This window comes from Haloarchaeobius caseinilyticus (genome assembly GCF_051207395.1).
Lineage (GTDB): Archaea > Halobacteriota > Halobacteria > Halobacteriales > Natrialbaceae > Haloarchaeobius.
In genome coordinates, this window is sequence record NZ_JBPJZC010000002.1 from 141,655 (window position 1) to 167,044 (window position 25,390).

Below are 25,390 nucleotides of genomic sequence, written 5' to 3' on the forward strand. Positions count from 1 at the left end.
ACAAGTATTGCTGACGCGCGCAGCCGAGACTATGCTCGAGGCCGCGTTGTCTCCTCCACACCGAAGAGAATCGAGAGCTGTGGAAAGGCAATCGCTTAGGGGTATTATACCCAGCTATGAACCACTTCACGCGGGCACACCACTCGAACGTGTAGTAGTGATTTAGTCCAGTATTTTGTTGCTCCTTTAACTAACTTCGACCAGAATTAGAGGGTGCTGGAGCGGCGCAAGAGCTCCACAATATTGCCATCAAAGATTTACTTCAAGGGCTATCGTAAAGTTCTGAATGGATGGGTTCACAATCGATGCCGTAATTACTGACAATATCTTCAACCAATTCAGAAAACCAACTAGGTGCTGTTGGCGATACGTAAATATCTTCGATTAGGGTATCTGTATCAATATCTATTGGAATTCCCTTCGGCTTCCCATCAGATGATTTTGGTATCTCATCATTGAACGGGGCAGAGTGGTCGATCACGACCCCTCTGAATTCATTTTCATGTTCAAAAAACTCTCTCTTATGAAATACAGGGGCATGCGGAGAAGAAGGGATAGAATTGTCAGGGTCGTTGAAATCGATATATTTCAATTCTCCAAAGATGATGTCTTCGTCTGAATCAATTGAATTTTTTAGATTTTGAATGTTTGTTTTAATTGCCACTCCCTCATCGCTTTGGAGATATTGCTCCCAAAGAGCGACAGACTGAATATCTTTAATATTCCAGCAATTAGCGAATGAAGTGTCTGAAAAGAAGGTTTTCAAGAGCTCTTCATCAACTTCTACAGACTCTTCTCCTGAATTCTCTTTTATATAGTATCGAATGTCAATATCTCTTCTTCCTTCGTTTCGACTTCCTTTCGGCAACAGTCCTTCATAGGGGTCATCGAACTGGCATAAACAGCTAAACCATAGCTCTTCATTTTCTAAGATTGAAACTAATTGAGTGAAGTCCATATACCGCCACAACGTTACATCATTGGCTGGTGTGCCGGGTTTCCAATCAGAGGGTTCCGGTTTAAAAGCCTCTTTTATCTCTGAGAGAGACTTGTTTATTGCAGATCGCCGGTCTTCATCCAGTTGAATAGTTACTAACTCAGTGAGTGATTCAGCGGACGTATACGGGCTCATATCTTATGAAAAGAGCTTGCCGCCGCCGGATAGTCTTTTGGGCAGAGTAATTTTCAGCCAATAATTGGTCAGAGCCCAATATCTCAACGCTCTAAACGATTGTTTCCGATGACTGCCGCCCTTCGCCTTTTACAGTAGCTATCTGAGAAGGGGGCGTGACGTACGAAACAGAGACATTCCGGCGGGTCGACGGCCCAGTTATTCCTCGTCGTCTTCGAGTTCGTCGACGTCGAGGTCGCCGCCGAGGTACGAACGACCGCGGTCGGAGAGCTGGTAGATGCCTGCGGACTCGTCGTAGTATTCGACCAGACCCTGGTCACGAAGAACGAGTAGATGCTCGCGCACCGTATCTCGTCCCCAGTCAGTATTTTCGGCAATCAGCCGGGGGGTCAGAACCAGTTCACGGACGCCTGGCTCATTCTGGAGCAGTTCCAGAATATCGCGGTCAACGGGAGTCATCCACGAAGCCAGACGCGGGCGCATTGGCGCATAGCCCGTTGCCCGGTGGTTTTAGCGTTTTCATGTCAGACATTACGCCCAATACTTGGTGGGTTTCACCCATCAAGCTGTGGGTAAGAGTTAAGTTATGGACCCACAACCTGATGGGTGACGAAGGTTCCGCGCGGACCCGCCGCTCTCCGAGCACGGGTTCGCTGAGAAACTGCGGGCCCGATGTTGGAGCATCGGCCCGCGTGGGCCTTCGTGACTCAGGCACGAAAGCCATGTACGAAGATACGCCCGCGGGCCTTGAATCGCCCGCATCGACGACTGACGGTGGTGTCTCGCATGATGACGAGACGCCCGCACAGACGACTGACTACGACTGCGACGACGACGCGGAAATTCTGCAGGAGGACGGCATCCTCATCGCCGACGGCGGCTCGGACTGGACCGACCTCCACGCCTTCCAGCGCGACACGCTCGAAGCCATCTACTGCCTCGAAGCCGACGACGAGACGGCCTACGGACTCGGCATCAAGGAGCAACTACAGGACCGCTACGGCGAGGACCTGAACCACGGCCGCATCTACCAGAACCTCGACGAGCTGGTCGACCGTGGCCTGCTCGCGAAGAGACCGCTCGACAAGCGCACGAACGAGTACGTGCTGACGACTGCGGCCGAGGCGATGCTCGAAGCGCGCGCGGCCCGACTCGCGGAAGTCTGTGGCGTCGACGTTCGCGAGACCGCGACCGACGGAGGTGAGGACTGATGGACGTCCTCAACTCCAACGTCGACCCGATTAGTCCAGACGACCTAAAGCGGCCCCACACGCCCGCGTTCGTCGAAGTCCTCTGCACTACGGACGGGACAACCGAGCACATCTCGGTCGCAAACATCGCGATGACCGAGTCCGGTTCCTACCGCTTCATCGAGTGGGGTGGTCGCCACGGCGAACTACCAGCGTGGCGCGTCGCGGAGATCGGCTACCTCGAAACCGAAGAAGAGTGGAACGGCGGCGACTTCCAAGCGAAGCGAGTTACGGAAATCGACCGTGACGCGCTCCCGCGTGCGGAGTTCGAAGCACTCGGTATCGACCTCGATGTCGACGGAGGTGAGAACTGATGGCGGTCGACGAGTTCCACCGCGCGAGCGAGGTCACCGGCCAGTTCGACGCCCAGCCCGACAACGACCACCGCGACCCGTCGAACATCCAGACGCTCACCGTCGACGACGAGGTCGCCGTCGAGTACCACCAGAACGGCAACATCGTCACCGAGTACGGGACAGTCACCGGTCTACACGAGAACACGGAGGGCACGCGCCCGCTGTCGAGCGTCGAAGTCGACCTCGAACTCCGGCCCGTCCGCATCATGTGGGACGGCCTCGTCTCGGAACTCCCCGAGAGCGACGACGACCTGGAGACGGAACTCGGTCGCTGGGCGACCGTCCGGCGTGTCGAGACCGACGGCGGCGAGTCAGTTTCGAACGAACACCCTGGGCGGGCCAGAGGCACGAAGAACCGGCGGCTCACCTGCCCCTTCTGCACGGACGATGTCGGGAATCTCCCGAATCATCTCCCCTGCGACGGCAACGGAGGTGACGCCTAATGTCGCTCGACTGGCCTGCGAGCCTCGGCGAGCGCACCCCAGCCAGAGAGCGATCTCGGACCAGCAACTTCCGCGTCACGCTCGGCCGGACCACGACGGACATCGAGCAGGAACTGGAACGCCTCGACCCCGACGACTGGCGGTGTTCCATCGGCAACGAACACACGAAGTCGAACGGCCTGCCGCTCCACAACGCGATTCCGGAGGACCCCGGGTTCGTCTTCCAGTGGTCGAAAGACGGCGACCAGTTCGCCGTCGGCTGTGACGCCTACCAGGAGCTACGCGACAACGTCCGCGAAGTCTACCTCTGGCTCAAAGAGACCCGGATGCGCTCACAGCGCGAAGTCGCCACGGGCGACACGGAGTTCGCCGCGGCCCGGCTCCCCGGCGCTGGCGAAGACGCCATCGCGGGCGACCCCGCACCGGAAGCCGTCCTGGGCGTCGAGGCCGACGCCGAGCGCAGTGCGATTCGCTCGGCCTACCGAGAACGCGTCTCGGAAGCCCACCCCGATGCAGGCGGCAGCGAAGACGAGTTCAAGCGCGTCCAGCGCGCGAAGGAGGCGATGCTCGATGAATAGCCGCTTCGACCCGCGCAAGCGCGCAGCCGAGTACTTCGCCGACGTCGACGCAGACACCAGCACACTCCACGAGTCCGACCACGTTACGGGGGTAACCGACGGACCCAGCACGCGCTCGCAGACCTGCACCTACTACGACGACTTCGACAGAATCGGCTGCTTCGACGATACCCAGCACGGCGGCCTGTGCTGGTTCCACGCAGCCCTCACGCGCGACATCCCACCACAGCGCTCGGAGTCGGTCGTCGACTGTCCGCGCTGCGACGGTCGCGGGAAAGTCGTCGGCTGTATCGACGACATCTGCCACGCGAAGGGGCAGTGCGTCCACGACGGGAACGACACCTGCGTCACGTGTGACGGTCGCGGATTCGTTCGCGAGCGTACCTGCGACGAGTACTGGCAGTGTCGAGAGGTCTGGGGGTAAAGGATGTCGGATAAGCTTCAGCCCCTCGACCCACGGACTGCAGTCGACCTCTACCTCGACCACCGCGAGCCCGAGCTGTCGAAGTCGAGTATCCAGAACCAACGCTACCGCCTGGACTCGTTCGTCGAGTGGTGCGAGGACGAAGACATCGAGAACATCAACCGCCTCACCGGACGGAACCTGCACCAGTTCCGCGTCTGGCGACGACAGGGTCGCGGCGAAAGCCACGGGCCAGTCTCGAAGGTGACGCTCCGCGGCATCCTCGCCACGGTCCGGATGTTCCTCGAGTTCTGTGCGACCATCGACGCCGTCGAGGAGGGTCTCCGCGAGAAGGTGATGCTCCCGAACGTCTCGGCCGCCGAAGCCAGCCGCGAAGAGAAACTCGACGAGGACGATGCCGACGCGATCATCGACCACCTGGAGCGCTTCCAGTACGCGGGTCGCGAGCACGTCATCTTCTCCGTCCTGTGGCACACGGGAATCCGACTCGGCACGCTCCGCGGATTCGACCTCAGAGACTTCAGCTACGAGCAGCAGTCGATGAAGGTCCGGCATCGTCCGGAGAGCGACACACCGCTGAAAAATCAGGAGGCCGCCGAGCGCATCATCGCGGTCGGCGAGCACTACTGCGACGTGATTCAGGACTACATCGACCACAACCGCGTCAACACCACGGACGACTACGGCCGCGAACCGCTCATCACGACGGTGCAGGGACGAATCGCGGGCGGGACGATTCGGAACTACGTCTACCAGTGGACCCGGCCGTGTATGCTCAGGGGGTGCCCGCACGACCGCGACCCGGACACGTGCGAGGCGATGAAATCGGACACCGCAGGCAAGTGTCCGAGTTCGCGGAGTCCTCACGGCGTCCGGCGCGGTTCGATCACGACGCACCTCCGCGACGGCGTCCCCGAGGAAATCGTCTCCGACCGGATGAACGCCTCGAAGGAAGTCCTCGAGCAGCACTACGACAAACGCACCGAGCGCGAGCGGATGGAACTACGCCGAGAATTTTTGACGGATAAATGATAGAAGAACCCCTCACCAGCTGTGAGCACAGCCATCTGAGTACTGTCACGAAGACGAGTGAAAATGCATCCCTGAACCTGTACAGGACCTTCCGGGTTTTTATACCCCGGCGAGTCCATCAGAATTTTACGGAGACCAACCGACGAGCGACGGGCTTCGGCGGGCGCGTACTCTTGTTACATCCCGGTTACGTCCCGGTGATATCTCTGGACTCCCTTACTATACATGGGAGATGATGTGGAACTCGCTTAAACCGACCGGCATTTCGAGACGCCGATACCTCCAAACCGGCGTCGGCGTGCTCGCACTCTCAGTCACCGTTGTGCCAGCACTCGCCCAGCCACGCACCCGAACCGTCAGACCGCACTGCGTCGAGTACGCGTCGTGGGAAGACGGCGACGAGGAAGGCCACTTCTGCACCGGTCCAGCGGGCGGCTACTACGACGTTGAGGAAGACGATGGCGACGAGGAGGAGTACCGCTTCGACGGGAATGGCGTGCTCAGGTACTACCGCCGGGAGGAAGACGACGGCGACGAGAGGACGTACGGATACGACGAGAACGGGGTGCTCCGATACCTGTACAAGGAGGACGACGACGGTGACGAGCGGGTCTTCTACTACGACGCCGGGGGTCGCCTCGTCGAATCGTTCTACGACGACGATTGAGTGCGACTTGCACACGCAAACACCCATCTCAACAGAGTGCCCGACGAACCCTTCCACATGCCCGAAATCGAAGCAACCCGCGAGCTGTCACGGTCCGAAGTCGCCGAGTATCTGCGTGCGTTCGCCGACCAGCTCGACCAGCACCAGTCGACGAAGACGGGGGCACCCAGCAGGCAGTCGAGCACTGCTGAATCGACAACACGAAACGTCGACGACGCGGTCCACACGTCGGACGACCGAACGGAGACGCAGCGAACGGCCGGTGAGGGAACTGCGGACTCCGGACGACTGGGGAAGGTCACGTTCCTCGTCGGGAAGGACAGCGCGACCGTCGTACCGCCCGAGATGGTCCAGTTCGACGTCTCCATCGACGACGACTCGTCGCTGATGGACTCTGAGACACGCCGGTACGTCGATTTCTCGCTCTCGTGGCTCGAAGCGGACGTGCCGGAAGACGACGAGTTCAGCATCGAGTGAGGCGGCTGGCTCGGTCCCGACGGGAGTGTCGGGCCATCACGCTCCGCGTCGACGGTCAAGAGTTATGCCACGGGACCGCCAATTTTTGGAGTATGGACGACGAGACGTACGACGAACTCGTCCGGTCAGTGACGCCGCGCGAACACGTCGGTGGCATCAAGAACTACCAGAACACGGTCGCGATGGCGTGTCCGGCCTGTGAAGAACCGTTCGACGACCTCGTCGTGTGCGAAGACGAGTACAGTAGTCTCGAACTGAGCAAGCTGTTGAATCTGTGCGTGACGACGCACGAGGGCGACGTGCTGCTGTTCACGCACAAGCAGTGAAGTCGCACTCCTGATTCGCTGCGGTCGTCCCCCACACGCTGCGTCGACCGCTGTCCTGAATAGCGTCGCCCCCACAGACGAGAGTATGCCAGGGGAGAGCGACGACCCGACCGACATTCGGTCCATCGCGGTCCACGCCGACGACGTCCTCACGGCACTGGAGGCGACCGCACAGGGCCGAGAGGTGGTCTTACGAATCACCGCGCCGTTCGGAGGGCGAACCCGCGCACGAATCCACCTCGTGCAGCGTGCCGAACCTGCAGACGACGGGAGTGGTGGCCCTGGACCGCTTCACATCTCGGCGCAGAAGTTCGTCGACGAGGCCGCGCCAGCGTACCCACACGCCGACGAGACGGAACCCGCAGCTGCTGGCGAGGGCGAGTACGACGTGGAGGCACATCACGAGGCCCACGCCACCGTCGTCGCCGAGTGGCGTGAAGCGGTTCGTGGTCACTTCGTCGATGCGGTCGACGTGGACCTCCCGAGTGGCCCACACCGGGTGGACGTCGCGATTCTGGGCTGAGCAGCAAGTGTGTCGTGCGGGAGTGCGCCGGACGGCGGGAACCGGGACCGTTTTTATCGCTGCCTGAACAGAGATTGGACATGGAACCCGATTTCACGTCGCTGGACGACTTCCTCACGGACGAGGGCCTCGACGGCTACGCGTTTTACGACGACGAGTCGAACTCGAACCTCTACTACACGACCGGCTTCGGCGCGCCGGACCCCTTCGTCGCGGTGTACACACCTGACGCGATTGGACTGCTCGTCTCCTCACTGGAGTACGGCCGCGCGAAGAAGGAGGGCCGGGCCGACGTGGTCAAGCGCCACAGTGACTACGACCTGCACGCGAAGCGCGAGGAACACGGCGACGACGCCTTGTACGAGGTCCTCGTCGAGTTCTTCGCAGACCTCGGCGTCGAGTCGGTCGCGGTCGAGGCAGACTTCGGCGTCCGCGTCGCCGACCAACTGAGAGAGCGTGGGTTCGACGTGCAGCCCGAATCCGACGGGGTCATCGACGATATCCGGGCCGTGAAGACCGAGGAGGAGATCGACCACGTGCGCGAGGCCCAGCGCGCGAACGAGGAAGCGATGGCTCGCGCGGAGGAACTCATCCGTGGGGCGAGCGTCGAAGACGGCGTCCTCCAGAACCCCGAAGGCGACGGCGCACTCACGAGCGAGTTCGTCAAGCAAGAAATCGAGATTTCCCTGCTTCGCAACGACTGCTCGCTGGATACGACCATCGTCGCCGCCGGGGCCGACGCCGCCGACCCGCACGACCGTGGCTCCGGTCCCATCCACGAGGGCGAGTTCGTCATCGTGGACATCTTCCCGCGAAACAAGGAGTCGCGCTATCACTCGGACATGACCCGGACGTTCCTGAAGGGTGAACCCACGGAGACCCAGCGCGAGTGGTACGAGATTACCGACGAGGCCCGCAAGGCCGCACTCGATGCGGTCGAACCCGGCGCGACCGGGAAAGCGGTCAACCAGGCAGTCGTCGACGTGTACCAAGACGCTGGCTTCCCGACGGTGTTCACCGACCCGTCGACCGAGACTGGCTTCATCCACTCGACCGGCCACGGCGTCGGACTCGACGTTCACGAAGGCCCGTCTATCTCCTTCGACGACAACGAACTGAAACCGGGCCACGTCATCACCATCGAGCCCGGCCTGTACGACCCCGAAGTCGGTGGCGTCCGTATCGAGGACATCGTCGTCGTCACCGAGGACGGCTACGAGAACCTGACCGACTACCCCATCGAACTGGTCGTCGACTGACCAGACACGGTCCGCCGTTGGTGTCGTCTCGCAGTTGGCTGCCAGCGCGGTGAATATCAACAGTTAAACCGTCGGTTGGACAACCTTCGGATAGCAATGAATCTTCGCCTGTTCACCCCCCACGGCGCGTTCAACTGGTTGATGATCGGTCTCCTCGTGCTGGTCGTCGTCACGACCGGTCTGTTCATGTTCGCTGGCTGGATGTAAGTCCGACCGAACACCTTTTCCGGCACGGTGAGCTATCCGAAATCGATGCAGACACTCGTCGTCGGAGCCGGTGCCATGGGTCGCTGGGTCGGTCGAACCGTCCCGGGCGACGTGGCGTTCGCCGACACCGACGTAGCCGCCGCCGAAGCCGCAGCCGACGAGTGTGACGGCCGTGCAGTCTCGCTCGATTCTGCGGACGGCGAAGACGACGAGCCGACCGACGAGCGCTTCGACGCCCTCTGTTTCGCCGTCCCGATGGGCGTCGTTCGCGCGGCCATCGCCGAACACGCACACCGAGCGGAACGAGCCGTCTTCGACGTGACGGGCACCATGGAGACACCAGTCGAGGCGATGCGCGAACACGCCGCCGACTGCGAACGCGTCAGCTTTCACCCGCTGTTCGCACCCGCGAACGCCCCCGGGAACGTCCCGCTCGTCGCCGACTCGCCGGGACCGGTCACGGACCGAATCCGGGAAGCGATGACCGAGGCGGGCAACCGACTGTTCGAGACGACGCCGGCCGAACACGACGAGGCGATGTCGACCGTGCAGGCGAAGACACACGCCGCCGTGTTGGCGTTCGCTCTCGCCGCAGACGAGGTCGACGAGCGATTTCACACGCCGATTTCGGCCGGTCTCGACGGTCTCGCCGCACAGGTGACGGGCGGCGATGCCCACGTCTACGCGGGCATTCAGGCCGCGTTCGACGGTGCAGACGAAGTCGCCGACGCTGCCCGACGAATCGCGGACGCCGACGAACCGACGTTCGAGCAGTTGTACCGCGAGGCCGGGAGTCCGCAAGCAGGCAGTCCACTGACAGACAGCACGCAGACACAGACCGACGATAGAGACGACGATGACACGACATGAGTGACAGAGACGAAATAGTCGAGAACGCGAAGTACCTGCGACAGGTCAGACCGATAGACCCCGAGGAGATTGCAGACTACGTCAGCAGCCAGCCGCATCCGGCGGTGGTCAAACAGACCCTCCGTGACGAGGCGCTATCGCTGGGACTGGTCGAACGACACGATGGGACGTTCGTCCCGGTCGGCGAGGACCCGGTGACGAACACCGTCGAACAGGTCGAAGCGCTGCCCGACGTGTACGGCACAGAACTCGAAGGCCTACTGACCGACCGGTACGGCTACGCCTGGTTCGAGGGCGAGTCTGGCGACACGCTCCGAACCGCGATTCGGCGACTCAAGGACGACTACTACCGGCGGCGGAACGTCGAGTACGACGAAGTCGCTTCGCTCGGATACGCCCTCTACCACTTGCCGGACTTCTACGCGGCGATGCAGTACGTGCTGAACGACCTCGTGTCGAAGCGACTGCTCCCGCGCAAACTCCGCGTCTTAGACGTCGGTGCAGGCGTCGGTGGCCCGGCACTCGGCCTCCACGACTTCCTGCCAGACGACGTGCTCGTCGACTACCACGCAGTCGAACCGTCGTCGGCGACGACCGTTCTCGAACGCCTTCTCGCCTGTACTGCGCCGAGTTTCCACACCGAGATTACGGAGTCGACCGCCGAGGCGTTCGAGCCACGCGGCCCCTACGACCTCGTCCTGTTCGGCAACGTCCTGAACGAACTCGACGACCCCGAGGCAGTCCTCCGGAAGTACCTCGACGCGGTCGCAGACGATGGCTCGCTCGTCGCGCTCGCCCCCGCCGACAAGAACACGAGTACTGGACTCCGGGAAGTAGAGCGCGCCGTCACCGACACGGCGACCGTCTACTCCCCGACGGTTCGTCTGTGGCCCGGCCACGAACCGAGCGACCGCGGCTGGTCGTTCGACGTACGGCCCGACCTGGCAGTCCCCGACTTCCAGCGCCGCCTCGACGAGGCGACGCCCGAGGACGACGAAGACCACGCACCCGGTGAGTTCGTCAACGTCGACGTGCAGTTTTCGTACACGATTCTGCGCCACGACGACGAACGAATCCTCGACGTGACGCCGAACGTGAACACGTACGCGAAGATGGCCGCTTCGGAGGACCACATCTCCGGTCGCATCGACCTGCTCGCGGTCAAACTGTCACAGAACCTCGCCGACTCCAAATCGGGCGCGAACCCACTCTTCAAAATCAGCGACGGCTCCGAATCGACCGACCACTACGCGGTGTGCGTGAAAGAGACTTCGCTGAATCGCGGGCTCAACGACGCCGAGTACGGCGACCTGCTCGCGTTCGAGTCCGTGCTCGCCCTCTGGAACGACGACGAAGCATCGTACAACCTCGTCGTCGACGAAGAGACCGTCATCGACCGCATCCCGAAGCCAGTCTGAGCGACCCCCATCCGCTGCGCTCGATTCTCCTCCCCGCCATCGCCTGAACGGTGGGCTTTTAGAGACCCCCGCCGTCGCCTCGCGCATGAGCGACCTCGAAATCCTGTTGACCAACGACGACGGCATCGACAGCCCCGGTTTTCGAGCCATTTACGACGCACTGGCCGACGTAGGAAACGTCACGGCCGTCGCACCCGCGACCGACCAGAGCGCCGTCGGCCGGTCGATATCGAACGACGTCGAGGTCGACGAACACGAACTCGGGTACGCCGTCCACGGGACGCCATCTGACTGTGTCGTCGCCGGCCTGCAAGCGCTCTTTCCCGACCCCGATATCGTCGTCTCCGGCTGTAACCGCGGTGCGAACCTCGGCCACTACGTCCTCGGTCGCTCCGGGACCGTGAGTGCCGCCGTCGAGGCCGCATTCTTCGGTGTCCCCGCCATCGCCGTCTCGCTGTACGTCCCCTTCGACCCGGAAGACGACAGACCGTGGTCGGAAATCTCCGTCCCGCTCGAAGACTACGACGAGGCAGCGCGAGTCACCACGTACCTCACCCGGCACGCCCTCGGCGCTGGCGTCTTCAAACAAGCCGACTACCTCAACGTCAACGCGCCACTGCCGAGCGAGGAACCAGCCGAAATCGCAGTTACCCAGCCGTCGCACCTCTACGACATGGACGCGACGGTCGAATCCGGCACCGTCTCGCTCCACGACCGCGTCTGGGAGCGCATGGCGACCGGCGACATCCCCGACCCCGAAGGAACCGACCGCCGCGCCGTCGTCGACGGACAGGTCAGCGTCTCGCCGCTCACCGCTCCACACACGACGAAACACCACGAATCGCTCGACGCCCTCGCCCAGACGTACCCACAGAACTGACCCCGAACGACGCGCTTTCCCCTATCGCCAGACTAGGTCGACTATGACCGCAGTCGAAATCGAGTACTGTCACCCCTGTGGCTTCCTGAACCGTGCCGAAGACGTCCAGCACGTGCTGTTGCAAACGTTCGGCCAAGAAATCGAGTCGGTGACCCTGAAAACCGGCGACCACGGCGTCTTCGTCGTCCGCGTCGACGGCGACCCGGTGTTCGACAAGAGCGAAGACGAGTTCGACGTGGACGAAATCGTGCGAAACGTGCAGAGCCAGCTGTAGCCTCGCTACCGCCGCAGTCTAGTGACGACTGCGACGACGACGAGAAACACCACGAGGAACCCCACAGCGACGATGGCGATGGGTTCGAGCCGTTCTCGCCAAATCGCGTCGTTTTGCTCTTCGACGCTGGCGTTCTGGTAGTGATACACCTCGTCCGGGTCCGTGTCTGCGTACTCAACCATTATCGGCTCGTACGACCGATTCCACACCGCCGTCTCACCGTCTGGCGTGCCGACGAACTCGACCTGGTCCTGGATGAACGAGTCGTTGTGAATCCACCGCGTGTAGAGGCGGACCTCTCCGGCCACCTTCATGTCCGGGTCCTCGTTGAGTCTGACGACGACGACCCTCGTGTCGTTCTCCATCGGTACCCGTGAGTCCGGTCCGTCTGTGTTCGTGTGCAGCGTCGAGACGCGAATATTCGTCAGATACTGCACTCTCGCTTCGTTCCGTACCGTGATTCTGGCGACCGCCGTCTCCTCGCCGTCGACCTCTACAGAGTCGATTTCGACGTTCTGAATCTCGGGGAGTTCGACGCCTTTCGGGTCCGCAGAGGAGACGTCGAGGGAGAAGTTGAACGAAGTATGGTTTCCAAATGTGCCAATTGAGAGAGAATGGTTCTGCTTATCAGCAGGTATGTAGCTGCGTAGGTCGAATTTTTTGGTCCATGTTTCACCTCCTGTCAGGTTCACATACTCATTTCGTATGGTTGTTCGTCCTATTGACAAGGCTAGCCACGAACTTACGCGATCCATCTTTGTGTTTTCACCGACAACTGTTACGGAAAGATTCTCTTTTGAGAATTGTATATTGAATTTAACCCCGTCTACTGAGACCATCTCTTTTGAGTACTCGCTTCCATATCCGACGTCGGATTTATCAGAGCCAGTTACTCCAGCAGCACTTAGAGAGATCGAACTGAGTAGTAACACCACCAGTACCGCCGATTTTATTTTCTCAGCAGTCATCTCTATCACCACACTCCGAATTAATATAATATTTTCTAATAATAGAAAGGAATTCGTTCTCAGATATCGCACCCTCTCTGCTCATCTCTTCCACAAATGTTCCAGCATCCTCTACTACTAGCCCCTCACTTTCTTGACCAAATCGCTCTATCTTCTCGTCCCCACTAACGAACGCGATCGTTCTGATGACGTTATCTTTACTCTCATACTCGTAGACCATCTCTGTTGTAGTAGCCGGCTTAGTCATCACCCAGTATTTCTCAGCACTGGTTTGACCAATACGGACACCATTCATATTCGCTAATTCATTTGCTCTTATTGGATCAGACACGAGCAGGTAATCTCTCCATTCAGGGACGACCCGTTCGACAGTCTTGGTTGCAAAAAACACAGTATTAGACTCTGTAACTTTTCGCTCTATCTCATACTGATACTGCTTATTTTCACTTGCAGGTGTAACAATAACCTCGTCTTGCTTACCAGTAGCCCGGTGGCCAGGTGATCTCGGCATCTCAGCCCAGTACTTTTCCGTATCCCAGTATGTGTCCGTCACCTGCTTGGTCACTTCTTTCATGACTGTCACCTCAACAGTCGTCTCATACTCAACTGTTCGAACATAGCAACCAACGAGACCGTTGCAGACACGCTCTCGTCGCTCTTTTGTGACGTTTTTCGCCACAGTTATTGGCTTTTTGACGGTGATCGTCTTGGAACTGGAACGCTGAACTCTGTAGAGATATTGGTATATTGTTTGCCTCTGGGCTGGGACAGCCACGATTCGTGTTTTTCCCGTGTAGTTTCCATGTCCCCACACCCCATTACGCCACTCGAATTGAGTATCTAACTCCGTAGTTTTTGTAATCTCTCGACCGTCTGCCTGCCACTTCGTTGAGGCCATGACGAACGCTTTTCGGTCCTCAATAGAATCGAACTCTCTAGTCTCACTCACTTGTTCTGTGACTTCAACGAGTTCCTCCAATTGAATTCCTGTAATCTCCTTACCCTCCTTCGACACAGTATAGTCGTTCTGTAGATACCTCTGAACTTCCTGATGACTGTCTACAGTTACGCTATCTTCTCCATTTTGATTACGTACCTGATATACAATGCTATTGATAGTCGCATTCGTCCGGAAGACCCGTTTTTGCTCAGAATTGTTGATTTCGACACCAGAAAGAGTCATCCCGTTTCGAATCCGGCTGGGGTTTTCCTGATTCACGAGCCAAAGTACTGGCTGCTTATCCGGTCCATTCAACGCCTTTGCCTTGATTTCAATGATGCCGACGTATCGTCGAAGTCGATTCGACGTTGAATCCTGAGGAACATCATCTGGATAATCCATTCGGACACCCTGTCTGACGATCTTTACTGCTGGTGATTCAGATTCATATGAGAGCGGAATAGAATATTCAGAGGACACCTTAGTAAACGCATACCAGTCCGAAGTCACATTGAATCGGACGGTATCTGTGTCGTTGTATGGGCCTTCAGTTGTTTCTTCAATATCTCGGATCTGGGGTGCGAAGTACTGGAGGAAACAGCACATCTGGGAACTTCGCCCACCATTGTGGTCAGTGACGATTAAGCCGCCCATTTTTCGGGAAGAGAACTTTCCGATCCCGGACTGTCCATCTCTAGCGTTTGCCCCTTTTGTCCAGTCAAATTTCAATTGGGTGTGGTCTGGGTCGAAAGACCGGCTTGCGTCTACTATTATGCCCCAGTCCCTTTCTGCCGGCTCAGTCCCCGTTATTTCGGTTGTAAGAACTAACTCGGGATCGCTTGGCTCCACGTCAAGTGTAGACTCACCAGTTACCGTGGTATTCCTCCAACCCCCACGCGAGATTTTATGTCTTATGGTATAATCATCGGCTCTTGTACCTGCCCAATAAGAATGGAGCAGAACTTTTGTGTCATTATCAACTACTTCTGTGCCCGCGTGAATGATTGGATCCAACCTCTTCAGTTGTTCTCTTGGATTAAAGTACGACGCCGTAATATCCTCAGCATCGTTGCCGTTCAACTCCACCTCGACTACGTGGTGCGCGATGTATCGTGATGGGTCGATACGCCGGTGCATCGAGTCGACGGGACCGTTGACGAAGCCGGCGCGGACGACCTCGATCTCGCCGACGGGTTCGACCTCACGGGTAATCGTGGTTCGTTGGTTACGGCCGTCGACGACGGTTATCGTCACCGTGTGAGACTCGTTCGGGTCGATGTCTTCGAAGGAGAACGACGAGGCGACGTGGTCACCGAGTGTCGGGTTTCGTCCTCTCATTGAACCGTCCTTCTTGAGTTGTATCTCTCCGTCGACGGTCACTGTCACCCGAAGCAGGTTCGCGTAGTCGTCAGTGGCGACGATGTCGCCGGCGACGTGGTTGGCGTTGTCGAGATTCGAGAGCGACACGTCGGGCTTGGGGTCGGCGACGACGCGCGTGGAGCCATCGGTGAACGTCGCGATATCGGTCGAGCCATCCCGGTACTCGACGACTGCGAACAGTTGCCTGTCGCCCGGTTCCCACTCGACCGAGAGGGTCTGTGCTGTTCCTCGGGCGGTCGCAGCGTCGAACCACGTCAGACCGTGGAGGTCGGACGCAGGTGGCAGACCGTCGAGCGAATACGTGGCGGCCAGTGGGGCCTCGCCGGTCACGACCCGGGGCCCGCTGACGGTCGGAGCGTAAATCGAGGCGAGCGATGCAGAGCCGTTCCCCGGGCCACTAGGTGGACTCGGTGGGGTTCCGCCCGGTGGGACGGAGCCATTGGGTGGGGTCCCGTTCGGCGGGGGAGTGGGGGTACTGACGACGATGCTGTGAGTCGCCGCTGCAGTGCGACCGACTTCGTCGTACACGACCGCGCGGACCACGTGCGTTCCAGCTAGCGGGAACGCGGGTCGGAGACGGTTCGAATCGGGCGCGGCGGCCGGGCGCGTACCTACTGATGTGCCGTCGACGAACCACTCGATTCGGTCGAGGGAGCCGTCCCCTGCGGAGACGGACGCGAGAACTGTCGTCGGTGTCCCCACCGTCGTGGTATCGGTCCCCGAAAGCGAGACACTCGGCCCGCTGCCCGCGGTGACGGTCACGAAGAGTGAGTCCGTACTCGTCGCTCCGTCGTCGTCGGTCGTGGTCAGCGTGACCGTGTAGCGGCCGGTCTGATTCGGGCGGAACTGTGTCTCGGCACAGGTCGCACACGCTGGCGAATGTATCGCTCCGGTCGGCGTCTCGATACGCCACTCGTAGGCGGTGATCGAACCGTCCGGGTCGTTACTTCCCCGTCCATCGAGTACGACCGTGGTCCCGAACTCGACGCGCTGGTCGAGGCCAGCATCGGTGAGCGGGCGTTCGTTGTCGTCGAGCAGTCCACGAGCGTGCGGTCCAGTCTCCCCGACGCCAGCGGGCGGAACTACCGTCTGTGTCACCACGAACAGTGACACGAGCAAATATATTTTCATCACCTAGTAGTCTGGAATTGCATCGGCATACGTTATAAATAATCAGATATCTATTTCGTTAAATTCTTTATAGTGTGTGCTGGACTATACCGCGGCGTATTCGCGATAGATGCCAGAGGAAACAGGAGAAACCCACACCCACCGACGTATTGGGAGCGTTGTCACTGGGGTTTCGTTATCACTCTCAGCGAATCGCGGTCACGACTCGGACATGAACTCGGCGACCGCCTTCGGCCGCGCCGCCATCCGGGGAATCCGCGAGGTCACTTCGTACAGACTCTTACGCGCGGCTCCGATGGCGTACTGCTGTGTGCTCTGCAGAATCGGGGTGCGAATGCCGTTCACTCGCGTCTGTCCGGCGCGGAGCGCGTCGACGATCTGGTCGGCGGTGACGTCGGCGGGGCTATCCACGGGGTCGTCGAGTTCGAAAATCGTGTAGGCCCGTCCGACGTTCATCAGGTAGTGCGCGTCGCTCCCGCCGACTTCGCCGTAGCCGCGGTTTCGCGCGAAGCGGCGCGCGCGGCGGTTCTGGTAGCCGGTGAACAGCATCGAGTTGTACACTTCGATGGCGTCGCAGTCGCTGAGTTTCGACTTGCGGACGCCGTGTCGGGTTCGCTGGAACGGGTGCGGAACGACGGCGGCTCCGCCGAACTGTCGGACCGTCTCGACGGTGTCGGCGAGCGGTTCTCCCCGGGGTGGCCGTTCGTCGACACCGATGGCGAGCAGGTGGCCGTCGGCCGTCGAGACTTCGACGCCGGGGACGCCGACCAGTCCGAATTCGGCCGCGAGGTCGGCTGCCCGACGGGACGCCTCGATACGGTCGTGGTCGGTGATAACGACCCCGTCGAGGCCGATGTCGGCTGCGTGTTCGAGGATGAGTTCGACCGGCTCGTGCCCGTCGTAGGACGCGTCGCTGTGGACGTGGAGGTCCAGCGCGAGGAGTGAATCCTCTCTACCCGACATGATACTACGTCTGTAGTGGGCAGTCGAATATCTTCCGCCCAAAGGCATCGGTATCGAGCGCCTCGGGAAGACACCCGGACGGGAGTAGGTTTCCGAGCACTCCTCAGCGACCGAGAGGATTGTTTATCGGCCGCTAGTACCTATCATAGTCTATGGCAGCGACGTTCGAGTTGTACCAGGACAAGCGTGGCGAGTACCGCTGGCGGTTGCGCCACGCGAACGGGCAGATACTCGCGACAGCGGGCGAGGGGTTCACCCGAAAGGAGAACGCGAAGAAGAGCATCGAGGGCGTGAAACGGAACGCCACGGATGCAGTCGTCAAGGAAATCGCCACGAAACAGAAGTGAACCGGCCCTCGAGGTCGGTCGCACACGTCGCTTTTCACGGGAGCCGTCACTGGTGTCGTTCATCGACAGCGCCGAGAATGTCACCGCAACCGGGAGGTCTTTGCCGGGACCCTTCGTGGCGAAGCACATGGACGTCACTATCGCTCGGTCACGGGTGCAGGGAACTGCGCAAGCACCGCCGTCGAAGAGTTACACACACCGTGCGATTCTCGCCGCAGGGTTCTCCGCGGGCACGACCGTCTCCGCACCACTCGTGAGTGCCGACACGAGGGCGACGATGCGAGCAGTCGAAGGATTCGGTGGCGGGGTGGATATCGAAGATGACCACCTCGACGTGACCGGCTTCGACGGGCAGCCGGGCGTGCCCGACCAGGTACTCGACTGTGAGAACAGCGGGACGACGATGCGACTGGTGACCGCCGCGTCGGGCCTCGCTGACGGAATCACGGTTCTCACTGGTGACGACTCGCTCCGCTCGCGGCCACAGGGTCCCCTCCTCGACGCACTCGACCACCTCGGCGCGAGAGCCGAGAGCACCCGCGGCAACGGACAGGCACCGCTCGTCGTGAAGGGACCGATTTCGGGCGACGGCGTCTCGATTCCCGGTGACGTGTCGTCCCAGTACATCACTGCGCTCCTGATGGCCGGTGCTGTAACCGAAGACGGCATCGAGGTCGAATTGGAGACCGAACTGAAGTCCGCGCCGTACGTCGACATCACGCTCGACGTGCTCGACGCGTTCGGCGTCACGGCCGAGCGAACCGACGACGGCTTCCGCGTCGCTGGCGGACAGACCTACGACGCTGGCGACGGGTACGCAGTTCCGGGCGACTTCTCCTCCATCTCGTACCTCCTCGCGGCCGGTGCTGTCGCTGGCGACGACGAGGTCGTCATTCGCGGTGCGGAGCCGAGTTCGCAAGGTGACACCGCCATCGTCGATATCGTGGAACAGATGGGTGCCCCAGTGGAGTGGGACCGCGACGCCGGCGAGATTACGGTCGAACAGGCCGACCTCACAGGCGTCACGGTCGACGTGGGCGACACGCCGGACTTGCTCCCGACTATCGCGACGCTCGGTGCTATTGCTAATGGCGAGACCAGGATCGAGAACGTCGAACACGTCCGCTACAAGGAGACCGACCGCGTCGCCGCGATGGCCGAGGAGTTGACCAAACTCGGTGCCAGCGTCACCGAACACGAGGACGTGCTGGTCGTCCACGGCGACGAAAGCGACCTGACCGGTGCGACGGTCAACGGCCGCCACGACCACAGAATCGTCATGTCGCTCGCCATCGCCGGACTCGTCGCGGACGGGGAGACGACCGTCACGGGGGGCGAACACGTCGACGTGTCCTTCCCGGACTTCTTCGACGTATTGTACGACCTCGGTGCGGACGTTCGACGGTAAGGCGGGTCGAAACGACGGGGTCGTGACGGTGACTCGTCGTGACGTACCACCGTCATACCCTTTTACGCGGTCTTCGAACTGGTATCCATGTTTCGGACCTCTATCGAGACAGTTCTCAACGAGCGTTTGCTCGAAGACGGCTACCTCTTTCCCGACTACGACGGCTACTGCTTCGCGAGCGTCCCGCATACGGTCGCGTCGCTTCTCGGCGTTGAAACCGGCCGGACGCTCCCCACCGACGTGTTCGATGGCGTGGACACTGCTGTGGAGAACGTTCTCGTCTTCCTCGTCGACGGCTTCGGCTGGAACCAGTGGAAACGAGAGCGCGAACATCACGTGTTTCTGGACGAACTGAGCGAGACGGCGCGAGTGACGCCGCTCACGTCCATCTACCCGAGCGAGACTGCGGCCGCTATCACGACGTTTCACACGGGCGCGCTCCCAGCAGAACACGGTATCGTCGGCTGGGACGTGTGGGACCCGCTCGGAGCGAAGCCGTTCGTTGCGCTGGAATTCCAGCCGAAGACCGGCACAGACCCGGACGGTCTCACCGAGGACGACGTGTGCAACGCCGAGCCGATTTATCCGACACTGGCCGAGGCTGGCGTCGAGTCCCATCACGTACTGCCGTTCCCGGGAACGTACGATGGAGCGACGACACACCGGTACGAGTCGCTGGACGAGTTCCCGGGGACGGTCGAAGCGGCACTCACTGCTGCCGATGGTCCCTCGTACACCTTCTGTTATCTGCCCCACGTCGACCATCAGGCACACTACACCGGGACTCGCTCCACGGAGTACCGCAAGACCATAGATGACGTGTTCGATGCGATTGAGCGTTCGCTCGGGGAGGTCGACGACACGGTCGCCGAAGAGACACTCGTGCTCGTAACGGCCGATCACGGCCACGTGAACACCGACCCCGACCTGAACGTGAACCTCGACCAGTACGACGAACTCGTCGACGCGCTCCAGACGGATGCGACGGGGGAACCAGTCAGACTCTCCGGGAGCCCACGCAACGTGAACCTCCATCTGGAACCCGACCGAATCGGAGACGTTCGTGAGCTGTTGCTCGATGAACTAGACGCGAAAGTGTTCACGCAGGAAGCAGTCCTCGACCGAGAGTTATTCGGCGATGTCGAACCGTCTGACCCGTTCCTGCGACGGGTTGGCGACCTCGTACTTACCCACCGCTACCTGATGGCGTGGTGGGGTGACACTGACCCGAAGGACCTCGAACTGGTCGGGATGCACGGTGGGCTTCACCCCGACGAGATGCTGACGCAGGTGGCGGCCGTACGTCTCTCGGAACTGACTGAGTGAGGCGAACAGGCGACTTTTCGTGAGCTTCCCGTGGGGCTCGTCGCACACCCGCGGACCACACGGGAACAGGTCGTCAGGGCACGACGACGCTGGCCGCGGCTTCGTACTTGAACGCACACCTCGACGCACACACGTCGACACGTCGGCGCGTCTTCTACGGGGGTGCTTCTTGCGGCTTGTACAAACCCTATATTCCCGGGAACCGGAGTCGGGGGTATGAACGGGAATCGATTCGGTCGTCTGTTTCAGGTGACGACCTTCGGCGAGAGCCACGGCGAGGCGATGGGCGTGACGGTCTCTGGCTGTCCCGCCGGTCTCGAACTCGACGAAGACGACGTACAGAAAGAACTTGACCGACGCAAACCGGGCCAGTCGATGATTACGACGAGTCGGGGCGAACCCGACGCGGTGTCCATCAAATCCGGTGTGCAGGACGGCTACACCACCGGGACGCCCATCGGGATGGTCATCGAGAACAAGGACGCGCGCTCCGAGAAGTACGAGCCGTTCATCACGGCCCCGCGACCGAGCCACGGCGACTTCACCTACTCCGCGAAGTTCGGCACGCGCAACTGGGGCGGCGGCGGCCGGTCGTCGGCGCGCGAGACGGTCAACTGGGTCGCCGGTGGCGCAATCGCACAGAAGATTCTGGCGAGCCAGGGCATCGAACTGAAAGCCCACGTCAACCAGATCGGCGACATCGAAGCGCCCGAAGTGACGTGGGAGGAGATGCTCGAACACACCGAAGAGAACGAGGTTCGCTGTGCCCACCCCGAGACCGCCGAGGAGATGCGCGAGCGAATCAGCGAGTACCAGAAAGAGGGCGACTCCATCGGCGGGAGCATCTACTTCGAGGCACGCGGCGTCCCCCGCGGACTCGGCGCGCCGCGGTTCGACTCCCTCTCTGCACGACTCGGGCAGGCGATGATGGCCGTGCCCGCGGCGTCGGCGTTCGAGTTCGGTCTCGGTCGCGAGGCGCGAACGTACACCGGGAGCGAGCGCAACGACGACTGGGAGTTCGGCGAAAATGGCGACCCGAAGCCGGTCGAGAACGACCACGGCGGGATTCAGGGCGGTATCAGCTCCGGCGAACCCATCTACGGCGAGGTGACGCTGCACGCGCCGACCTCGATTCCGAAGAAACAGCAGACGGTCGACTGGGAGACCGGCGAGGAGGTCGAAGCACAGGTGATCGGTCGCCACGACCCCGTCCTCCCGCCCCGCGGCGTCCCGGTCGTCGAGGCCATGCTCTCGCTCACGCTCGTCGACTTCATGCTACTGAGCGGGCGCGTCAACCCCGACAGACTCGACGGCGACGTTGGTGAGTACCGGACCGACTATCACCCGAGTCGGCCCGAGTAGGGGTCTCCCTGACTCGTCTGATGTGCATCCCATCACCCGATTCGACCCGAGTGCGGTGCCCGATGATGCCGTCTCGTCGGTTCGGGTGGCACAGCGAGTCGGATTCTGACGAGGACAGTTCCAGTGACAGCCGGCTGTAGTTCTGCAGGCGTCGGAACGTCGTACCCTTCGAACTGAATGCCGAGGAGACGAGCGTCCGCTGGTTCTTCGACCAGGCGCTCGTGGACGAAGGTGGCGACTTCGTCGTCGTCGCAGACGGCCCAGGCTGTGGCGTCGACCCACTCGCCACGCAAGCAGAGTCGAAGCGGGGCGTTTCCACGAAAGTTCTTCCACCAGCCAGAGTGGGTGGCGACCGACAGGTCGTGGTCGTCACCACCATTTCGGTCGCCGTCCTCCCAGTAGGTGACCGGCACGACGTACTCGTTTCCGGAGATTCGACCAGTGAACGAGAGGAGGCAGAAGGTGTGGCTCAACAGTACGTGCAGTGGTGAACGGAGCCATAGCTTCACGAACGGGTTCAGCAATCGGACGAAGAGTCGTGGCGCTGGCTCGACGCGCTCGACCCGGACCGGCCGCCGTGTCTGGTCGGCGTCGCCAGCCGCTTCCCTCGGCAGCGTGTTTTCGGCTGTTTCAGGTGCTTCCTCCTCAGAAGGCGGTTGGCTGGCTGGCGCTGACTCTGATTCTGACTCTGAGTCTGCGTGGTTTTCCTCGGGGGACTCTTCCCACCGTTCCGGCGCAGCCATACTAGAGATAGGGGCGTAGCCGGGAAAACTCAGCGCTCGCTGCCGGCGGAGACCGTGGGAGCTTCGGGAGCCGCCGCCCGCTTGCCACCGTCGCGCGACTCGATGGTGAGCAGCACTGTGCCTTCGAGCGCCCGCAGGTAGTGCGCGCGTAGCGCGTCGCCGTCTCCTTCGACGAGGACGCCGATGTCGGTCCCGGCAGGTCTGCCGTGTGCGTCGACGTAGTCACGAGCGAACTCGGCGACTTTGCGTCGTCGCTCTGTCACCGAGACGGTGACCGGAACCCACTCGCCGTCGACGAGGAGTTCCAGTGTGCCGGCTTCCAACAGCGGTCGCCACCAGTCGCCGCGGGCGACGATATACGTCTCTTCGGTGTGTGGAAGTCGGTGCAGGCTCACGCGCGCTATCGTCGTCTGGTCCTCGACGAGGTCGGTGACACGGGCGAGTGTGAGAGACTCCGGGTAGAGGCCGCGGAGCGGTGACCGAAGCAGTACGTTCGGGAGTGGGCCGAGTAACTGATACCGAAATCGTCGTTCTAGCGGTCTCGCCTTCGTGACACGAAGTGGCAACCCTATGGCTGGGTTTCGTCGACTCGTCTCTTGACTCATGCGTACAATACGTCGCTGAGGGCCTTGAAAAGCCCCTTACTGTGGGGTGAGCCGTTGTGCACTCGGTGGTGAATTTGAAACTTGTTTTCGTGTTTATCACAATTAATCTGTGCTAATGTATAGCAAAGGCTTTAGTCCAACTCGGTCGAAGTTTCGGATACTGAGGCCTCACTGGGGGCCGTGAATTTCGAATGACTGATGACGAACTCATCTGGCGAATCGCAGGAGGTTCCGGTGACGGGATCGACTCGACGAGTCAGAACTTCGCGAAGGCCCTGATGCGCTCGGGTCTGAACATCTTCACACACCGCCACTACCCATCCCGCATTCGTGGTGGCCACACGTACGTGGAGATTCGAGCCGCAGGGCACGACGTACAGTCTCGAGGGGACGGGTACAACTGCCTGCTCGCACTGGGCGACTCGTTCGCTCGCAACCCCAAAGAAGAAGCCGTCTACGGCGACGAGGAGATCAAGCCGCTGACGGAGAACCTCGACGAACTCCGTGAGGGCGGTGTCATCGTCTACGACACCGGCCTGTTCGACGAGGAGGACATCGAGGAGATAGACCTCGAAGCCCGCGCCGAGGAGAACGGCTGGAACCTCTACCCGGTCGACCTCCGTGGCCTCGCCAAGGAACACGGTCGCGAGGTCATGCGGAACACCGCCGGTGTCGGTGTCACCGCTGCACTGCTCGGTATGCAGCTCGACCACATCGAGGACCTGATGGACGACGCCATGTCCGGCGATGTCCTGCAGGCGAACGTCGACATCCTGCGCGAGGCCTACGAGATGGCCGAGGCGTGGGACTTCGACCACGACCTGCGCGTCCCGACGGGCGAGCACGACGAGGACCAGGTCCTCGTCTCGGGTTCGAACGCTATCGCCTACGGTGCCATCGACGCTGGCTGCCGCTTCATCGCCGGCTACCCGATGACGCCGTGGACTGACGTGTTCACCATCATGTCCCAGAACCTGCCGGAGATGGGCGGCATCTCCGAACAGGTCGAGGACGAGATCGCGGCGGCCGCCCTCGCACTCGGTGCCAGTCACGCCGGGGCAAAGGCTATGTCCGGGTCTTCCGGTGGTGGCTTCGCACTGATGTCCGAGCCGCTCGGCCTCGCCGAGATGACCGAGACGCCGCTGGTGCTCATCGAGTCCATGCGTGCCGGTCCCTCGACCGGGATGCCGACCAAGCCCGAACAGGGCGACCTCGAACACGTCATGTACACCTCGCAGGGCGACTCCCAGCGCGTCGTCTTCGCGCCGGGTAACGTCCGCGAGGCGTACGACCAGACTCGCATGGCGTTCCACATCGCCTACGAGTACCAGATTCCGACGATCCTCATCTACGACCAGAAGCTCTCCGGCGAGAACGTCAGCGTCGACGAGAGCTTCTTCGACCGTCAGCCCGACCCGAGCCTCGGGTCGACGCTCACCGAAGAGGAACTCGAGTCGGCCGCACACGAAGCCTCTGGCAAGTTCATGCGCTACCAGAGCGACGCCGGCGAGACCGCGAACGGTGTCAGCCCGCGCTCGCTGCCGGGCCAGAAAGGCGGTCGCTACCTCGCCTCGGGTAACGAGCACTGGCCGTCCGGCCACATCGCCGAGGACACGGACAACCGTGTCCGCCAGATGGACCGACGGACCCGCAAGCTCGAATCCATCCGCGAGGAACTCGACGAAGAGCACGACAGCCAGCAGACCTACTTCGGTCCCGACGAAGCCGACTACGGTATCATCACCTGGGGCTCCTCCCAGGGGAGCGTCGAGGAGGCAATCGACCGCCTCAACGACGCGGGTCACTCCGTGAAGGGTATCAGCGTCTCCGACATGATGCCGTTCGCGGCGACCGAAGTGAGCGAGTTCATCGAGAGCGTGGACGAGGCGATGGTCGTCGAGATGAACGCCACCGCGCAGTTCCGTGGACTCCTCCAGAAAGAGCTGGGCCGTTACGGTCCCAAGCTCTCCTCGCTGCTGAAGTACAACGGGAACCCGTTCGAACCGGCCGAGGTCGTCGAAGGCTTCGAGGCCATCCTCGAGGGCAACATCGAGGAACCGGACGCACAGGTTCGAATCGAACCGGCAGCAGGTGATTAGAC

The 25,390-nt window shown here is 61.0% G+C and carries 27 protein-coding genes; 20 read left to right on the plus strand and 7 right to left on the minus strand.

Features of this window, described 5'->3' with window-relative positions:
- Positions 1 to 262 precede the first annotated feature (262 nt).
- Together ACSC1P_RS11995 and ACSC1P_RS22120 are read right to left on the minus strand one after the other, a co-directional pair.
- Positions 263 to 1,132: a hypothetical protein gene (locus ACSC1P_RS11995; RefSeq protein WP_435360421.1), complete on the minus strand. Its 870-nt coding sequence runs from the start codon at positions 1,130 to 1,132 to the stop codon at positions 263 to 265.
- A 198-nt stretch (positions 1,133 to 1,330) separates the two neighbouring features.
- Positions 1,331 to 1,615, minus strand: a complete 285-nt coding sequence (locus ACSC1P_RS22120) for an ArsR family transcriptional regulator (protein ID WP_492764734.1) — start codon at positions 1,613 to 1,615, stop codon at positions 1,331 to 1,333.
- A 239-nt stretch (positions 1,616 to 1,854) separates the two neighbouring features.
- On the opposite strand from ACSC1P_RS22120, the gene ACSC1P_RS12005 reads away from it, so the two are divergent.
- The 15 genes from ACSC1P_RS12005 (at position 1,855) to ACSC1P_RS12075 (ending at position 12,116) form a co-directional block, all read left to right on the plus strand.
- A complete protein-coding gene (locus tag ACSC1P_RS12005) occupies positions 1,855 to 2,343 on the plus strand; it encodes a PadR family transcriptional regulator (protein ID WP_435360423.1) in 489 nt (162 codons plus the stop codon).
- Positions 2,343 to 2,696 carry a hypothetical protein gene (locus ACSC1P_RS12010; RefSeq protein WP_435360424.1) on the plus strand — a complete coding sequence of 118 codons (354 nt, stop codon included), beginning with the start codon at positions 2,343 to 2,345 and terminating at the stop codon, positions 2,694 to 2,696. The genes ACSC1P_RS12005 and ACSC1P_RS12010 overlap by 1 nt, the downstream gene beginning before the upstream one ends.
- On the plus strand, positions 2,696 to 3,181 hold the full coding sequence (locus ACSC1P_RS12015) for a hypothetical protein (RefSeq protein WP_435360425.1): 486 nt from the start codon (positions 2,696 to 2,698) through the stop codon (positions 3,179 to 3,181). Before ACSC1P_RS12010 ends, ACSC1P_RS12015 begins: the two co-directional genes overlap by 1 nt.
- On the plus strand, positions 3,181 to 3,759 hold the full coding sequence (locus tag ACSC1P_RS12020) for a DnaJ domain-containing protein (protein WP_435360426.1): 579 nt from the start codon (positions 3,181 to 3,183) through the stop codon (positions 3,757 to 3,759). Before ACSC1P_RS12015 ends, ACSC1P_RS12020 begins: the two co-directional genes overlap by 1 nt.
- Positions 3,752 to 4,183: a hypothetical protein gene (locus ACSC1P_RS12025; RefSeq protein ID WP_435360427.1), complete on the plus strand. Its 432-nt coding sequence runs from the start codon at positions 3,752 to 3,754 to the stop codon at positions 4,181 to 4,183. Before ACSC1P_RS12020 ends, ACSC1P_RS12025 begins: the two co-directional genes overlap by 8 nt.
- A gap of 3 nt (positions 4,184 to 4,186) precedes the next feature.
- The gene (locus tag ACSC1P_RS12030; RefSeq protein ID WP_435360428.1) at positions 4,187 to 5,215 is read left to right on the plus strand and encodes a tyrosine-type recombinase/integrase; all 1,029 of its coding nucleotides are present in this window, start codon (positions 4,187 to 4,189) and stop codon (positions 5,213 to 5,215) included.
- Positions 5,216 to 5,447: 232 nt separating this feature from the next.
- Positions 5,448 to 5,882 carry a hypothetical protein gene (locus ACSC1P_RS12035; RefSeq protein ID WP_435360429.1) on the plus strand — a complete coding sequence of 145 codons (435 nt, stop codon included), beginning with the start codon at positions 5,448 to 5,450 and terminating at the stop codon, positions 5,880 to 5,882.
- Positions 5,883 to 5,939: 57 nt separating this feature from the next.
- Positions 5,940 to 6,359: a hypothetical protein gene (locus tag ACSC1P_RS12040; protein WP_435360430.1), complete on the plus strand. Its 420-nt coding sequence runs from the start codon at positions 5,940 to 5,942 to the stop codon at positions 6,357 to 6,359.
- Between the two features lie 92 nt (positions 6,360 to 6,451).
- Complete coding sequence (locus ACSC1P_RS12045) at positions 6,452 to 6,685, plus strand: DUF7385 family protein (RefSeq protein ID WP_435360431.1); 234 nt, start codon at positions 6,452 to 6,454, stop codon at positions 6,683 to 6,685.
- Between the two features lie 85 nt (positions 6,686 to 6,770).
- Positions 6,771 to 7,208 carry a DUF8009 family protein gene (locus tag ACSC1P_RS12050; protein ID WP_435360432.1) on the plus strand — a complete coding sequence of 146 codons (438 nt, stop codon included), beginning with the start codon at positions 6,771 to 6,773 and terminating at the stop codon, positions 7,206 to 7,208.
- Between the two features lie 80 nt (positions 7,209 to 7,288).
- Positions 7,289 to 8,467, plus strand: coding sequence for a M24 family metallopeptidase (locus ACSC1P_RS12055; RefSeq protein ID WP_435360433.1), 1,179 nt, complete (start codon positions 7,289 to 7,291; stop codon positions 8,465 to 8,467).
- A 252-nt stretch (positions 8,468 to 8,719) separates the two neighbouring features.
- Complete coding sequence (locus ACSC1P_RS12060; RefSeq protein WP_435360434.1) at positions 8,720 to 9,544, plus strand: prephenate dehydrogenase; 825 nt, start codon at positions 8,720 to 8,722, stop codon at positions 9,542 to 9,544.
- Positions 9,541 to 10,962, plus strand: coding sequence for a small ribosomal subunit Rsm22 family protein (locus ACSC1P_RS12065; protein WP_435360435.1), 1,422 nt, complete (start codon positions 9,541 to 9,543; stop codon positions 10,960 to 10,962). Before ACSC1P_RS12060 ends, ACSC1P_RS12065 begins: the two co-directional genes overlap by 4 nt.
- An 85-nt stretch (positions 10,963 to 11,047) precedes the next feature.
- Complete coding sequence (gene surE / locus ACSC1P_RS12070) at positions 11,048 to 11,842, plus strand: 5'/3'-nucleotidase SurE (RefSeq protein ID WP_435360436.1); 795 nt, start codon at positions 11,048 to 11,050, stop codon at positions 11,840 to 11,842.
- A 43-nt stretch (positions 11,843 to 11,885) separates the two neighbouring features.
- On the plus strand, positions 11,886 to 12,116 hold the full coding sequence (locus ACSC1P_RS12075; RefSeq protein WP_435360437.1) for a SelT/SelW/SelH family protein: 231 nt from the start codon (positions 11,886 to 11,888) through the stop codon (positions 12,114 to 12,116).
- 5 nt (positions 12,117 to 12,121) lie between these two features.
- Here the strand turns inward: ACSC1P_RS12075 and ACSC1P_RS12080 are convergent, their stop codons facing one another.
- The 3 genes from ACSC1P_RS12080 to ACSC1P_RS12090 form a co-directional block, all read right to left on the minus strand.
- Positions 12,122 to 13,084, minus strand: a complete 963-nt coding sequence (locus ACSC1P_RS12080; RefSeq protein ID WP_435360438.1) for a hypothetical protein — start codon at positions 13,082 to 13,084, stop codon at positions 12,122 to 12,124.
- Positions 13,074 to 16,517 carry a PKD domain-containing protein gene (locus ACSC1P_RS12085; protein WP_435360439.1) on the minus strand — a complete coding sequence of 1,148 codons (3,444 nt, stop codon included), beginning with the start codon at positions 16,515 to 16,517 and terminating at the stop codon, positions 13,074 to 13,076. Before ACSC1P_RS12085 ends, ACSC1P_RS12080 begins: the two co-directional genes overlap by 11 nt.
- A 216-nt stretch (positions 16,518 to 16,733) precedes the next feature.
- Positions 16,734 to 17,498, minus strand: coding sequence for a CehA/McbA family metallohydrolase (locus tag ACSC1P_RS12090; RefSeq protein ID WP_435360440.1), 765 nt, complete (start codon positions 17,496 to 17,498; stop codon positions 16,734 to 16,736).
- A gap of 152 nt (positions 17,499 to 17,650) precedes the next feature.
- Here ACSC1P_RS12090 and ACSC1P_RS12095 point away from each other — a divergent pair, with 152 nt between their 5' ends.
- The 4 genes from ACSC1P_RS12095 to aroC all read left to right on the plus strand — a co-directional run bounded on the left by ACSC1P_RS12095 (position 17,651) and on the right by aroC (position 21,941).
- On the plus strand, positions 17,651 to 17,845 hold the full coding sequence (locus ACSC1P_RS12095) for a YegP family protein (protein ID WP_435360441.1): 195 nt from the start codon (positions 17,651 to 17,653) through the stop codon (positions 17,843 to 17,845).
- A 127-nt stretch (positions 17,846 to 17,972) separates the two neighbouring features.
- Complete coding sequence (gene aroA, locus ACSC1P_RS12100; RefSeq protein ID WP_435360442.1) at positions 17,973 to 19,253, plus strand: 3-phosphoshikimate 1-carboxyvinyltransferase; 1,281 nt, start codon at positions 17,973 to 17,975, stop codon at positions 19,251 to 19,253.
- An 87-nt stretch (positions 19,254 to 19,340) separates the two neighbouring features.
- Positions 19,341 to 20,579 carry an alkaline phosphatase family protein gene (locus ACSC1P_RS12105; protein WP_435360443.1) on the plus strand — a complete coding sequence of 413 codons (1,239 nt, stop codon included), beginning with the start codon at positions 19,341 to 19,343 and terminating at the stop codon, positions 20,577 to 20,579.
- A gap of 216 nt (positions 20,580 to 20,795) precedes the next feature.
- Positions 20,796 to 21,941, plus strand: coding sequence for a chorismate synthase (gene aroC, locus ACSC1P_RS12110; protein WP_435360444.1), 1,146 nt, complete (start codon positions 20,796 to 20,798; stop codon positions 21,939 to 21,941).
- Between the two features lie 32 nt (positions 21,942 to 21,973).
- On the opposite strand, the gene ACSC1P_RS12115 is transcribed toward aroC, so the two are convergent.
- The gene (locus ACSC1P_RS12115; protein WP_435360445.1) at positions 21,974 to 22,684 is read right to left on the minus strand and encodes a nitroreductase/quinone reductase family protein; all 711 of its coding nucleotides are present in this window, start codon (positions 22,682 to 22,684) and stop codon (positions 21,974 to 21,976) included.
- A gap of 29 nt (positions 22,685 to 22,713) precedes the next feature.
- A complete protein-coding gene (locus tag ACSC1P_RS12120; RefSeq protein WP_435360446.1) occupies positions 22,714 to 23,289 on the minus strand; it encodes a hypothetical protein in 576 nt (191 codons plus the stop codon).
- Between the two features lie 191 nt (positions 23,290 to 23,480).
- Between ACSC1P_RS12120 and ACSC1P_RS12125 the strand changes: the two genes are divergently transcribed.
- On the plus strand, positions 23,481 to 25,388 hold the full coding sequence (locus ACSC1P_RS12125) for a 2-oxoacid:acceptor oxidoreductase subunit alpha (RefSeq protein ID WP_435360447.1): 1,908 nt from the start codon (positions 23,481 to 23,483) through the stop codon (positions 25,386 to 25,388).
- The last annotated feature ends 2 nt before the right edge of the window (positions 25,389 to 25,390 follow it).